This is a genomic window from Quadrisphaera sp. DSM 44207 (genome assembly GCF_900101335.1).
In the GTDB taxonomy this organism is placed as follows: Bacteria; Actinomycetota; Actinomycetes; order Actinomycetales; family Quadrisphaeraceae; genus DSM-44207.
In genome coordinates, this window is record NZ_FNKA01000001.1 from 1,186,560 (window position 1) to 1,198,842 (window position 12,283).

At 75.4% G+C, this 12,283-nt stretch carries 11 protein-coding genes; 5 read left to right on the forward strand and 6 right to left on the reverse strand.

What is annotated here, in order from left to right; genetic code table 11:
* Positions 1 to 11: 11 nt before the first annotated feature.
* From BLS82_RS05710 to BLS82_RS05725, 4 genes are all read right to left on the reverse strand, one after another.
* Positions 12 to 503: an ATP-binding protein gene (locus tag BLS82_RS05710; protein WP_218123591.1), complete on the reverse strand. Its 492-nt coding sequence runs from the start codon at positions 501 to 503 to the stop codon at positions 12 to 14.
* Between the two features lie 141 nt (positions 504 to 644).
* Positions 645 to 971, reverse strand: a complete 327-nt coding sequence (locus tag BLS82_RS05715) for a rhodanese-like domain-containing protein (protein WP_092862253.1) — start codon at positions 969 to 971, stop codon at positions 645 to 647.
* A 42-nt stretch (positions 972 to 1,013) separates the two neighbouring features.
* The gene (locus BLS82_RS05720) at positions 1,014 to 2,441 is read right to left on the reverse strand and encodes a hemolysin family protein (RefSeq protein WP_092862255.1); all 1,428 of its coding nucleotides are present in this window, start codon (positions 2,439 to 2,441) and stop codon (positions 1,014 to 1,016) included.
* 54 nt (positions 2,442 to 2,495) lie between these two features.
* A complete protein-coding gene (locus BLS82_RS05725) occupies positions 2,496 to 3,392 on the reverse strand; it encodes a DNA-formamidopyrimidine glycosylase family protein (protein WP_092862257.1) in 897 nt (298 codons plus the stop codon).
* Positions 3,393 to 3,579: 187 nt separating this feature from the next.
* Between BLS82_RS05725 and BLS82_RS05730 the strand changes: the two genes are divergently transcribed.
* The 5 genes from BLS82_RS05730 (at position 3,580) to pgm (ending at position 9,865) form a co-directional block, all read left to right on the forward strand.
* The gene (locus BLS82_RS05730) at positions 3,580 to 4,785 is read left to right on the forward strand and encodes an LLM class flavin-dependent oxidoreductase (RefSeq protein ID WP_143028749.1); all 1,206 of its coding nucleotides are present in this window, start codon (positions 3,580 to 3,582) and stop codon (positions 4,783 to 4,785) included.
* Positions 4,786 to 4,792: 7 nt separating this feature from the next.
* Positions 4,793 to 6,112 (forward strand): cation:proton antiporter domain-containing protein, encoded by a 1,320-nt coding sequence (locus tag BLS82_RS05735; protein WP_092862261.1) that lies wholly within the window; start codon positions 4,793 to 4,795, stop codon positions 6,110 to 6,112.
* Positions 6,109 to 7,869 (forward strand): NAD(P)/FAD-dependent oxidoreductase, encoded by a 1,761-nt coding sequence (locus BLS82_RS05740; RefSeq protein ID WP_092862262.1) that lies wholly within the window; start codon positions 6,109 to 6,111, stop codon positions 7,867 to 7,869. The genes BLS82_RS05735 and BLS82_RS05740 overlap by 4 nt, the downstream gene beginning before the upstream one ends.
* A 91-nt stretch (positions 7,870 to 7,960) precedes the next feature.
* Positions 7,961 to 8,164: a PspC domain-containing protein gene (locus BLS82_RS05745; RefSeq protein ID WP_092862264.1), complete on the forward strand. Its 204-nt coding sequence runs from the start codon at positions 7,961 to 7,963 to the stop codon at positions 8,162 to 8,164.
* Positions 8,165 to 8,224: 60 nt separating this feature from the next.
* On the forward strand, positions 8,225 to 9,865 hold the full coding sequence (pgm, locus tag BLS82_RS05750; protein ID WP_092862858.1) for a phosphoglucomutase (alpha-D-glucose-1,6-bisphosphate-dependent): 1,641 nt from the start codon (positions 8,225 to 8,227) through the stop codon (positions 9,863 to 9,865).
* 13 nt (positions 9,866 to 9,878) lie between these two features.
* Here pgm and BLS82_RS05755 read toward each other — a convergent pair whose 3' ends face one another.
* The gene (locus tag BLS82_RS05755) at positions 9,879 to 10,220 is read right to left on the reverse strand and encodes a hypothetical protein (protein WP_143028750.1); all 342 of its coding nucleotides are present in this window, start codon (positions 10,218 to 10,220) and stop codon (positions 9,879 to 9,881) included.
* A gap of 313 nt (positions 10,221 to 10,533) precedes the next feature.
* Positions 10,534 to 12,144: an MFS transporter gene (locus BLS82_RS05765; RefSeq protein WP_218123593.1), complete on the reverse strand. Its 1,611-nt coding sequence runs from the start codon at positions 12,142 to 12,144 to the stop codon at positions 10,534 to 10,536.
* Positions 12,145 to 12,283: the final 139 nt, after the last annotated feature.

A 12,283-nucleotide genomic window follows, 5' to 3' on the forward strand; every position in this document is an offset into this window, starting at 1 on the left:
AGGCGCCGCGCTCAGGCGGAGCGCGGGACGGCGCCCTGGGTCCCCAGGACCGCCCACACGGTGTGCCGGCCCGCGTCGTCGGTGCACGAGCCCCACCCGCTGCACAGGGCGTCGACGATGCGCAGGCCGCGCCCGGACGTCGCGCCGTCGGCGGCGTCGCGCGGGGCCGGGCCGCAGCCGGCGCCGCCGCCGTCGACGACCTCCAGGCGCACCGCGCGCGCCTCCACGCGCCAGCGCAGCAGCACGCCGCCGTCGCCCAGCGGCTCGGCGTGCCGCATGGCGTTGCCCAGCAGCTCGGAGACCACCACGGCGGCGTCGTCGACGAGCTCGCGCTGGGCGCGGGCCGCGGTCAGGGAGGTGACCAGGGCCCGCCGCGCGGTGGGGACGGCCGCGGCGCCGTGGGCCAGGTGCAGCGCCCCGGCGTCCAGCGCGGGCCGCCCCGGGGGCGCCGGCGCGGGATCGGGCGCGGGGCCCGCCGCGGAACGGCTCGACTCGACCGGCACGCTCGTGCCTCCCCCTGTGCGGCTGCGGCAGCCATCGACCGCGTCAGCGGTACCCGGCCCGGCGCCGCGTGAAACGCCGGCGGGCCGGGTCGAACCAGCCCGGCCGCCCCGACCGGGCCACCGGCGGTGCCGCTGACCGGGTCAGAGGACCCGCGGCTCCTCGGGGCCCTCGCCGACCAGGGGCAGGCCGGCGTCCTGCCAGGCCCCCATGCCGCCGTCCACGTTGACGGCGTCCACGCCGTGGTGGGTCAGCCACGCCACCGCGCGCGCCGAGCGGCCCCCCGAGCGGCAGACGACGTACACGTCGTCCTCGGGCAGCTCGCCGAGGCGCGCCGGCAGGTCGCCGAGCGGGACGTGCACGGCGCCGGGGGCGTGGCCGGCCGCCCACTCGTCGTCCTCGCGGACGTCGAGGAGCACGGCGCCCTCGGGCACCTCGCGCACGGACGCGGTGGGCAGGTCGCTGGCCATGGCGCCATCGTCGCAGCCGGGCCCGCGGGCCCGGACCCGGGCTCAGGGGTGGGGGAAGTCGGGCGCGGACGGCGACAGGAGGTCCTCGGAGCGCGTGGGCGCCCAGGCGCGCGAGCCGGGCGGGGCCTCGTCGGCGCGCAGCGGGTGCGACCCGCTGCCCGCCTCGCCGTCCCCCGGCTCCCCCGGCTCTCCCGGCTCTCCCGGCACGGGCTCGACGCGGATCCGCGCCGGGCGCCGCCCGTCCGTGGCGACGACCGCGAAGCGGTGCCCGAGGGCCTCCACCTCGTCCCCGACGACGGGCACCCGGCCCAGCTCCGTCATCACGAAGCCGCCGAGGGTCTCGTACGGGCCCTCGGGCAGCGCCAGGCCGGTCTGGTCGGCCACCTCGTCGCGGTGCAGCAGGCCGTCGAGCTCGCTCGGCCCACCGGCGCGCTGCCCGGCGGCGGCCTCCTGGTCGTACTCGTCCTCGATCTCGCCGACGAGCTCCTCGACGAGGTCCTCGAGGGTGACGATGCCGTCGGTGCCGCCGTACTCGTCGACGACGACGGCCAGGTGCCGGCCGCTGCGGCGCATGAGCGTGAGGGCGGGCAGGAGCGTCTTGGAGCCGGGCAGCAGCGCCACCGGGCGCACGAGGTCGCGCACGGTGCCGCCCCGGCCGCGGCGGGCGGCGGCGAGCAGGTCGCGCACGTGCACGAAGCCGAGGACGTCGTCCGCGGACTCCCCCGTGACCGGGTAGCGCGAGTGCGGCTGGTCCTCGACCACGGTCGCCGCCTCGTCCACGCCCAGGGACGCGTCGAGGAAGGCGACCTCGGTGCGCGGGATCATCACCTCGCCCAGGCGCCGGTCGGCGGCGTCGAAGACGTCGGTGAGCACGGCTCGCTCCTCCGCGCCCAGCTGCTCGTGGCTGCTGACCATCTCCCGCAGCTCCTCCTCGCTGACCTCCTCGCGGCTGGCGTTCGGGTCCAGCCCGATCAGCCGGACCACGAGGTCCGTGGAGCGGCCGAGGACCCACACCACGGGCCGGGTCAGGGTCGCGATGCGGTCGAGCACGGGCGCCACGACCAGGGCGACGCCCTCGGAGCGCTGCAGCGCGAGGCGCTTGGGCACCAGCTCGCCCAGCACGAGGGAGGCGTAGGAGACGAGGATCGTCACGACGACCAGGGCGACGGTGGCCGCGATGCCCACGGGCACCCCCCAGGCCTCCAGCTGCGGCTGCAGGCGCCCCGCCAGCTGCGCACCGCCGAAGCTCGCGGCGAAGAAGCCCGCGAGCGTGACGCCGATCTGCACCGAGGAGAGGAACCGGTTCTCGTCGGCGCGCAGCCGCTCGACGGCGGCGCCGCGCCCGCCGCGGGCGGCCAGGGCGCGCACCTGGCTGTCGCGCAGGGACACCAGCGCCAGCTCCGACATCGAGAAGAAGCCGCCGACGAGCACGAAGAGGAGGACGAGGGCGATCTCCAGCCAGCTGCTCACGCCCCCATCCTCCCAGCCCCCCGCCGTGGCCCGGCGCAGGAACCGGCGCAGCGATCAGCGCAGGAAGCGGGAGGTGCGCCGGTCGGCCAGCGGCACCCCGCCGGTCTGGCAGGTGGCGCAGTACTGCAGCGAGCGGTCGGCGAAGGAGACCTCGCGCACGACGTCCCCGCACGCCGGGCAGGGCTCGCCGGTGCGCCCGTGCACCCGCATCCCGGCTCGCTGCGCGTCCTCCAGCTCCGCCGCGGGCCGGCCCGCGGACGCCGCCACGGCCGCGGGGAGCACCTCGCGCAGGGCCGTCCACAGCCGCTGGACCTCCTCGGCGCCCAGGCGGCCGGCGAGGGCGAAGGGCGACAGGCGCGCAGCGTGCAGGACCTCGTCGCTGCAGGCGTCGCCCACGCCGGCGAGCGCGGTCTGGTCGCGCAGCAGGCCCTCGACCTGCTGGCGCGAGCCGGTCAGCAGCGCGGCGAGGGCCTCGACGTCGAAGGCGGGGTCGAGCGGGTCCGGTCCGAGCGCGGCGATCGCCGGCACCTGGCGCGGGTCGCGCGCGACGTGGACGGCGAGCTCCTTGCGCGGACCGGCCTCGGTGAGGTCGAAGCCGGGCAGGCGGCCCTGCGCGGCCAGCCGCTCGTCGACGGCGCCGTCGTCGAGGCGCACGCGCAGCGCCACGACGCCCCGGCCCGGGCGCGCGGCGGCCGCCGGCAGGGACTCCGACCACCGCAGCCAGCCCGCGCGGGCCATGTGGACGCACAGGTGCAGGCCGGAGACGTCCAGGTCGAGCCACGTCCCGCGCCGCACGACGCCGGTCAGCTCCTGCCCCGCGAGCGCGGACGGCGGCGGGTCGTGGGTCTTGAGCACGCTGACCGCGGCCACCTCGACGGCGGCGACGACGGACCCGACGGCGCGCTCGCGCAGGAAGCCCGCGAGGGCCTCGACCTCGGGCAGCTCGGGCACCGGCACAGCGTGACACGGAACGCTCAGTCAGTACCCGTAACGCCTGGTGAGGGGGCGGATCGGCCGCCGAGCGCTCCGCGCAACCGGTTCCCGCGGCGTCCTTGACCGGGCGCGCCGACGCCGGGTTCGATGGCGGCGCGGGGTGCGGTCGTCGCCGGCCCGCAGCCGGAGCGACCAGGGGAGAGCTGTGCCCACCAGCAGGTTGAAGTTCGGGGTGCTCACGTTCCCCGTGCACCGCCCCACCCACAACCCGACGCTGCAGCTGGAGACCGACCTGCAGCTGGTCGAGCACTGCGACCGGCTCGGCTACGACGAGTTCTGGTTCGGGGAGCACCACTCCGGCGGCTGGCAGGTCATCGCCTCCCCGGAGCTGATGATCGCCGCCGCGGCCCAGCGCACGCGCTCGATCCGGCTCGGCACCGGCGTGGCGACGCTCTCCTACCACCACCCCCTCACCCTGCTGGACCGCATCGTCCAGCTCGACCACCTCACCCGCGGCCGCCTGGTCTTCGGCGTCGGGGCCGGAGCCCTCGCGCTGGACTCCACGATGATCGGTCACGACCCGATGCAGGCGCGCCGGATGATGGAGGAGGCCCTCGAGGTCATCACCGAGCTGCTGCGCTACGAGGGCCCGGTCAGCCGCACCACCGACTGGTTCGTCCTGCGCGACGCGCAGCTGCACCTGCGGCCCCACAGCGAGGAGCTGGACATCCGGGTCGCGGCGTTCAAGTCGCCGTCCGGGCCCCGCCTGGCGGGCCGCTTCGGCGCCGGGATGCTGCAGTTCGGCGCCTCCGCCTCCATCGGCGGCGGCGTGGAGAACCCCATGACCACCGCCTGGGAGGTCGCCGAGGAGCAGGCCGAGCGCTACGGGCAGGTCCTCGACCGGCGGCGCTGGTCGGTGGTCAGCCCCGTCCACGTCGCGGAGACCGAGGAGCAGGCCCGCGCGGAGGTGCGCTGGGGGCTGCGGCACTACATCCGGTTCATGAGCCAGGTCCTGCCGATGAACGTGCCGGTCGACCTCGACGACGTGGACGCCGTGTGCGACGTCCTCGGCCTCGTCGGGCACGCCGTGGTCGGCACCCCGGCGCAGGCGATCGCGCACATCGAGAAGCTCCAAGAGATCTCCGGCGGGTTCGGCACCTTCGTGATCGAGCACGGCGAGCTCGCCGACCCGGAGGCCTCCAAGCGCTCCTACGACCTGTTCGCCCGCGAGGTCATCCCCCACTTCACCCAGCAGACCGGCCCCCGGGTGGCCGCGTGGCAGCGGGAGCTGGCCCACGACGGGATGACCCGGCGCACCATGGCCGCCGCCCAGGCCCGCGCGGGCATCGCCCACTCCCAGGAGCAGGCCGCGCGCCGCGCGGCCGGGGAGACGACGAGGCTGTTCTCATGAGCGCGCGGTGACCCCGGAGCTCCTCGGCCAGGTCCTCCTGGCGCTGGCGGTCGTCGTGGCCGCCGCCCAGCTGGGCGGCGCGCTCTTCCGCGCCCTGCGCCAGCCGGCCGTCGTCGGCGAGATCGTCGCCGGCATCGCCCTCGGCCCGAGCCTGCTCGGCGCGCTCGCCCCCGGCGTCCTGGACGCCCTCGTGCCCCCGGGCACCCGCCCGTTCCTGCAGCTCGTGGCCCAGCTGGGACTGGTCGTCTTCATGCTGCTGGTGGGCCTGGAGGTCGACCTGGGGCAGGTGCGCCGGCGCGGGCGCCTGGTGGGCACCGTCGCGGCGTCCTCGATCGCGGTGCCCTTCGCGCTCGGGACGGTGCTCGCCCTCGCCCTGCACGGCGCCCACGACCGCACGGACGCCGGGCCCGTGGCGCTCGCGCCGTTCGTCGCGTTCCTCGGCACGGCGCTCGCGGTGACGGCGTTCCCGGTGCTGGCGCGCATCCTGCGCGACCGCGGCCTCGTCGGCACCGGGCTCGGCGGCCTGGCGCTGGCGTGCGCGGCGGTCACGGACGTCGTGGCGTGGCTGGCGCTGGCCGTGGCGGTGTCCCTGGCCGGGGCGGCCACCGACTCCCCCGCGGCGGTGCTCGGCGGCCTGGTCGCGATCACGGCCGGGATGCTCGGGGTCGTCCGCCCGCTGCTCGCGCGGGCCACGGCCCGCGGCCTGCTGGACCGCCTCTCGCCCCGCACCGCCGTGTCGGTGACGCTGCTCGCCGCGGTGCTGTCCGCCTGGTGCACCCACGAGATGGGCCTGCACAGCGTCTTCGGGCCGTTCCTGCTCGGGCTGGCCCTGCCCCGGCACGCGGTCACCGTCGAGCGCCTGGAGGTCCGGCTGGCGGACCTGTCCGCGACCCTGCTGCTGCCGGCGTTCTTCGTCGTCACCGGCCTGACCGTGGACCTGACGACCCTCGGCGCCTCCGGCCTGGCCACCCTCGCCCTCGTGCTGGCCGTCGCGGTCGCCGGCAAGGTCGCCGGCACGACGCTGCCGGCGCTGTGGTGCGGCCTGCCCCGCCCCGAGGCGCTCGGCCTGGGGATCCTGCTCAACACCCGGGGGCTCACCGAGCTCGTCGTCCTCCAGGTCGGGCTGAGCGCCGGGATCCTCGACGCCCGGCTGCACGCCGTCCTCGTCGCCACGGCCGTGCTCACCACGGTGCTCACCGGCCCCCTCCTCGCGCTCGTGCCCCTCGCCCCGCCCGCGGCCCCGGCGGCGGACGCCGTCCCCGCCCGGCCCGGCCCGGCCCCCGAACCCGCCCCCCGACCGACCCCCTCCGAGAGGACCCCCGCATGAGCCCCGAGCCCACGACCACCCCCGCGAGCGCCCCCGCGCCGACGACCGAGGTGGACGTCGTCGTCCTCGGCAGCGGCATCGGCGGCAGCACCGTCGCGGCCCTGCTGGCCCGCAGCGGCGTCCGCGTCGCGCTCGTCGACAGCGCCCGCCACCCCCGCTTCGCCCTCGGCGAGTCGACGATCGGGGAGACCTCCTTCCTGCTGCGCCAGCTGGCCGCCCGCTACGACGTGCCCGAGCTGGCGCACGTGTCCACCTCCGCCGGGCTCGCCGAGCACGTCAGCGCCCGCTGCGGCATCAAGCGCAACTTCGGCTTCGTCTACCAGCGCGCCGGGCAGCAGCACGCCCCCTACGAGGTCACCCAGTGCAACGTCTCCGCCGGCCCGTTCGGCCCGGAGTCCCACCTGATGCGCGCGGACGTCGACCAGTACCTCTTCGACGCGGCCGTGCGCTACGGGGCGCTGGCCCGCGAGGGCGTGCGCGTGCAGCACGTGCACCTGGGCGACGACGCCGTCGCCGTGGAGCTCGCCGACGGCGAGGTGATCGGCGCCCGGTACGTCGTCGACGCCACCGGGCGCCAGTCGGTGCTGGCGAACCAGCTGGGGCTGCGCGAGGAGCCGTGCCGCTTCGCCACCGCCTCCCGCACGATCTTCACCCACATGCGCGGCGTGCGGCGCTACGACGACGTGGACGCCGCCAGCGGCCAGCCCTCCCCCTGGCACGAGGGCACGCTGCACCACCTCTTCGACGGCGGCTGGATGTGGGTCATCCCCTTCGACAACCACGACGAGGCCGGCTCCGACCTGGTCAGCGTCGGGCTGAACCTGGACCTGCGCTCGCACCCGGTGCGCGAGGGCGTGCCCGTCGAGCAGGAGTGGGCCGAGTTCCTCGCCGCCCACCCGACCGTGGCCGCGCAGTTCGCCGACGCCGAGCCGGTGTTCCCGTGGATCTCCACCGGCCGCACCCAGTTCTCCTCCTCGCGCACCGTGGGTGACCGCTGGGCGCTGATGAGCCACGCCGCCGGGGCCATCGACGCCCTGTTCAGCCGCGGCATGGCCAACACCATGGCCGTCGTCGAGGCGTTCGTGCCGACCCTGCTGGCGGGCCTGGCCGACGGCGACCTCTCGGCCGAGCGCTTCGCCTACGTCGACACCCTCAACCAGGCGATCCTCGACAACAACGACAAGCTCATCGCCGGCTCCTACACCGCCTTCCGCGACTTCGACCTGTGGCGGGCGTGGTCGAAGATGTGGTACCTGGCGTGGAACCTCGGCGTGATCCGCATCGCCGGCTCCTACTACCGCTACCTGGAGACCAGGGAGGTGGCCGAGCTGGACCGCCTGCACCGGGCCGCGCTGCCCGGCACCTTCTGCCCCGAGCTCGCCTCCGCGCAGGAGCAGTTCGACGCCTGCTACGAGGTCGTGCTCGAGGTCGAGCGCGGGGAGACGACGCCGGCGGACGCCGTGCCGCGCCTGGCGTTCCTCCTCGGGGACGGCGAGGCCTCGCCGTCCCCGCTGAACCTGCACGACGTGCTGCGCCGCTGGCACGACGGGTCGGCCGAGACGCAGAAGCTCATCCACGACTGGGGCCGCACGGCCGCCCCGGAGGCGCTGCGCCCGTACTTCGCCTACGACCGCGCCACGATCGACCTCGCGGCGCGGCAGGTGCTCGGCGCCGGGCGCCCCGCCGGCCCCGACGTCGTCGACCTGCGCGTGCCGGCCCAGGCCGGCGCTCAGACCGGGGACGCCGTCCGCGCCTGACGTCCCGCCCTCCTCCCGTCGTGGTCGTGCAGTTCCCGCCCGCGCGCGGACGGGGATCGCACGACCACGACGGGAGGAGTGGGATGGCCGGATGAGATCCCTCGTGCGCCCCCGCTCCGGCCGCGTCGTCGCCGGCGTCTGCGCCGGCCTGGCGCGCCGCTTCGGGCTCAGCCCGTTCCTCGTGCGGCTGCTGTTCGTCCTCTCCCTCGTCCTGCCCGGCACGCAGGTGGTCGTGTACGCGGTGCTGTGGGTGCTCATGCCCTCCGAGGACGACCCCCGCGCCCGCAGGCGCTGACCACCCGGCCGGGCGCCGCGGCTGTTGCCCGATCACCGCCGGAGCGGTGGGATGGCGCCCATGCACCCCCGCGCCGGCACCCGCGCCCGTCCCGAGGACCTCGTCGACCTCGACGCCCTGCTGTCCGCCTACGCGGACGTCGAGCCCGACCCGAGCGACCCCGCGCAGCGGGTCGTCTTCGGCACCTCCGGGCACCGCGGCTCGTCCCTGGACGCCGCCTTCAACGAGGCGCACATCCTCGCGACCACGCAGGCGATCGTGGAGCACCGCGCCGCCCAGGGCGTGAGCGGGCCGCTGCTCATCGGCCGCGACCCCCACGCGCTGTCCGAGCCGGCCTGGCGCACGGCGCTGGAGGTCCTCGCCGGCAACGACGTGCAGGTGCTCGTGGACTCCCGCGACGGCTACACGCCCACGCCGGCGGTCTCCCACGCCGTCCTGCGGCTGAACCGCGAGCGCGGCGCCGGCACGGCCGACGGGATCGTGGTGACGCCGTCCCACAACCCCCCGCGCGACGGCGGCTTCAAGTACAACCCCCCGCACGGCGGCCCGGCCGGCTCGGAGGCGACGAGCGCCATCGCGGCGCGCGCCAACGAGCTGCTCGAGAACGGGCTCGACGGCGTGCGCCGCGTGCCGTTCGAGCGGGCGCGGGCGGCGGCGGAGGGCTTCGACTTCCTCTCCTCCTACGTCGACGACCTGCCCAGCGCGCTCGACCTGGAGGCCGTGCGGCGCGAGGCGGTGCGCATCGGCGCCGACCCGCTCGGCGGCGCCTCCGTGAGCTACTGGGGGGAGATCGCCGAGCGGCACGGCCTGCAGCTGAGCGTCGTCGACGACACCGTCGACCCGCGCTGGTCGTTCATGCCGTTGGACTCCGACGGCAAGATCCGCATGGACTGCTCCTCGCCGTCGGCGATGGCGAACCTCATCACGACGATGCAGGGCGAGGCGCAGTACGACATCGCCACCGGCAACGACGCGGACGCCGACCGGCACGGCATCGTCACCCCCGACGGCGGGCTGATGAACCCGAACCACTACCTCGCCGTGGCGATCTCCTACCTGTTCAGCCACCGGCCGCGGTGGGGCGCGGAGGTGGCGGTGGGCAAGACGCTCGTGTCGTCGTCCATGATCGACCGGGTGGTGGCCGCGCTGGGGCGGCGCCTGCTCGAGGTGCCGGTGGGGTTCAAGCACTTCGTGCCCGGGCTGCTCGACGGGTCCGTGGGCTTCGGCGGGGAGGAGTCCGCCGGCGCCTCCTTCCTGCGCACCGACGGCACGGTGTGGACGACGGACAAGGACGGCATCCTCCTGGCGCTGCTGGCCAGCGAGATCCGCGGCGCGACCGGCCGCAGCCCGAGCGAGCTGTACGCGCAGCTCGTCGCCGAGCACGGCGACCCCGCCTACGCGCGCGTGGACGCTCCCGCCTCCCGGGAGGAGAAGGCGCGCCTGGCCCGCCTCAGCCCCTCGGACGTGAGCGCCGGGGAGCTGGCGGGCCAGCCGATCACCGCGGTGCTCACGCGGGCGCCGGGCAACGGGGAGGCGATCGGCGGCCTGAAGGTGCTCACGCAGGACGCGTGGTTCGCGGCGCGGCCCTCGGGCACCGAGGACGTGTACAAGATCTACGCCGAGTCCTTCCGCGGCCGCTCCCACCTGGCGCAGGTGCAGGAGGAGGCCCGCGCGGTCGTCTCCGCCGCCCTGGCCGGCTGAGCGCCGGACGCGCTCAGGCGCGCCGGCCGCGGCTCGCCGGTGCGGCGTCCTCCCGGTCGTCGTCGCGGTAGGCGCGCAGCTCGCGGCGCGCTCGGGAGCGGTCGCGACGGCGCTCCTCGCGCCGGACGTGGTAGCCGGTGCACTCCCGGCACCCGTCGTGGCTGTCCTGGCCGTAGGAGTCGCTGACGCCCCAGTAGCAGCCGCTCGTGCGGGAGCTCGCGGAGGCGCTCGCGGCGGTGATCTCCTCCGGCAGCGTGCACGGCCCGTCCTTGTGGTCGTGCACCGGCCGGCAGGTCCCCATCGGGGTGTCGGCCAGCCGCACCCACACGGGTCGGGTCTTGTCGGTCCTGCTCATGCGGTCGCCTCCCGGCTCCGGAACGCCCCGGGGTGGGGTCGTCGTCAGACCAGGTGTCCCGTGCTCGCCTCCGATGTCGTCGCTCGCGGACCCGACTCCGATCGTCCCACGGACGGAACGAGCCCCCACGTGCCGACCACCGGCCGCGGCTCAGCGGACGAGCTGGGCGCGGACGCCGTCCACGAGGCGCTGGACGCCGTGCGCGACGTGCTCCTCGGCAGGAGCGTCACACCCCGCCCGCTCACCCACCCGAGGAGGAGCTGGTGGTCGCCTCGGACCTGCACCACGCGTCGGAGGGCGCTGCTCGGCGTGCTCAGCTGACGGGGGTGGCGGTGAGATCCACGCCCTCGCGAGCCGCGTGGTGGTCCTCCTCGCGCTTGCGCGGCATGGCCAGGAAGGTCCAGGCCGCGGCGAGGACGGCGAGGACAGCGCTGGTGAGCATCGCCGCGGTCAGTCCGTCCACCCACGCCTGGGTCGCGGCGTCGACCAGGGCGTGTGCTGCTGGTGCGCCGGCGGTGCTCACGAGGACGGGGGCGACACCGTCCACGGCGACGGCGAAGCTCTTCTCGGCCGCCTCTGCCAGGGGTGCTGGCAGCGCGGTCAGCGCAGTGGCGATGCCGTCCCGATAGCCAGCGGCGATCATCGTGCCGAGCACCGCGATGCCCAGGGCGGCGCCCAGCTCGCGGATGGTGTCGTTCATCGCGGCTCCCATCCCGGAGCGGCTCCTGGGCACCGCGGCGAGGACGAGGTTCGTGGCCGGGACCATGACGAACGTCATGCCGGCGGTCACGACGGCCAGCGGCCAGATGATCTGCGCGTAGGTGCTGTCCGCGGTCCAGGCCGAGGCGATGAGGAAGCCGCCGGCGATGACGGCCAGGCCGGACCCGATCGTCACCTTGGCTCCCAGGCGCGACCAAGCACTCGTGGCCACCGGTGAGAGGACCAGGACCGGGACCAGGATGGGGAGCATGCGCAACGCGGACTCGAGGGAGCCCATGCCCAGCACGAGCTGGAACACCTGAGCGAGGAGGAAGAACGCGCCGCTGAGGGCCAAGAAGGCGACGAGCGCAGCGACGGAGGACACGGTGAACAGGGGGTTAGCGAACAGGGCGAGGTCGAGCATCGGGTTCGGCACCCACCGCTCCCAAGCGACGAAGGCGCCGATCCCGACCACCGCCGCGGCCATGCCGACGAGGATGTCCGGCGCGGTCCAGCCCCGGTTCGGTCCTTCGACGATCGCGTAGACGAGTCCGAGGACCCCGGTGGTGGAGAGCAGTCCACCGACCCAGTCGACGGCGGTTCGCTCCTCGTCCCGAGATTCGGGGGTGAGGACCTGGTTGGCCAGCAGGGCGGCACCACCGAAGCCGACGCTGAGGACGAAGACGGACTGCCATGCGAAGTGCTCGAGCAGGAACCCGCCAGCGATCGCGCCGATCCCCGACCCGACACCCGCGACGGCGGTCCAGGCGGCGATGGCACTGGCGCGCTGGCCGCGGGGGAAGACTGCGTTGATCACCGAGAGGGTCGCGGGCATGACGAACGCGGCGCCGAGGCCCATCACGCCTCGGGCGACCATGACCTCGATGCCGCTGGTGGCGACGAAGCCGGCGTAAGCGGCCGCCGCGGTGAAGAGCACCACCCCGGCCTGCAGGAGCAGCTTGCGCCCGTACCGGTCGCTGACGGCGCCGGAGGTGAACAGCAGGGCTGCGAAGACCAGGGAGTACAGATCCACGACCCAGGTCTGCTGGGTGCTCGTGATCTCCAGGTCGGTGGTCATCTGAGGCAGGGCCAGGTTCAGGCTGGAGTTGGCCAGCATCACGGAGAGCAGGCTGATGAACATCGCGGTCGCGGTCAGCCACCGCCGGGCGAACACCACCGGGGTGATGCCCTCGGCGATGGCGTCGGCCAGGCGCTGCTGATGCACCTGCGCTCGGTCGCGCCGTCGGCTGGTCGATCGGTGGATCCCGGACATGGCAGAGCTCCTCGGGCACGGGATGGGCGCAGGCGTGGGGAACAGGGGACGCGGACGGACCGGGCCTGGTACCGGTGACTGGGGGGACCGG

What these genes read in the sequence shown, in the direction of transcription:
- BLS82_RS05715 (WP_092862253.1), bottom strand. Translation starts at nt 971, where the DNA reads ATGGCCAGCGACCTGCCCACCGCGTCCGTGCGCGAGGTGCCCGAGGGC.
- BLS82_RS05740 (WP_092862262.1), top strand. Translation starts at nt 6,109, where the DNA reads ATGAGCCCCGAGCCCACGACCACCCCCGCGAGCGCCCCCGCGCCGACG.
- BLS82_RS05745 (WP_092862264.1), top strand. Translation starts at nt 7,961, where the DNA reads ATGAGATCCCTCGTGCGCCCCCGCTCCGGCCGCGTCGTCGCCGGCGTC.
- pgm (WP_092862858.1), top strand. Translation starts at nt 8,225, where the DNA reads ATGCACCCCCGCGCCGGCACCCGCGCCCGTCCCGAGGACCTCGTCGAC.
- BLS82_RS05755 (WP_143028750.1), bottom strand. Translation starts at nt 10,220, where the DNA reads ATGAGCAGGACCGACAAGACCCGACCCGTGTGGGTGCGGCTGGCCGAC.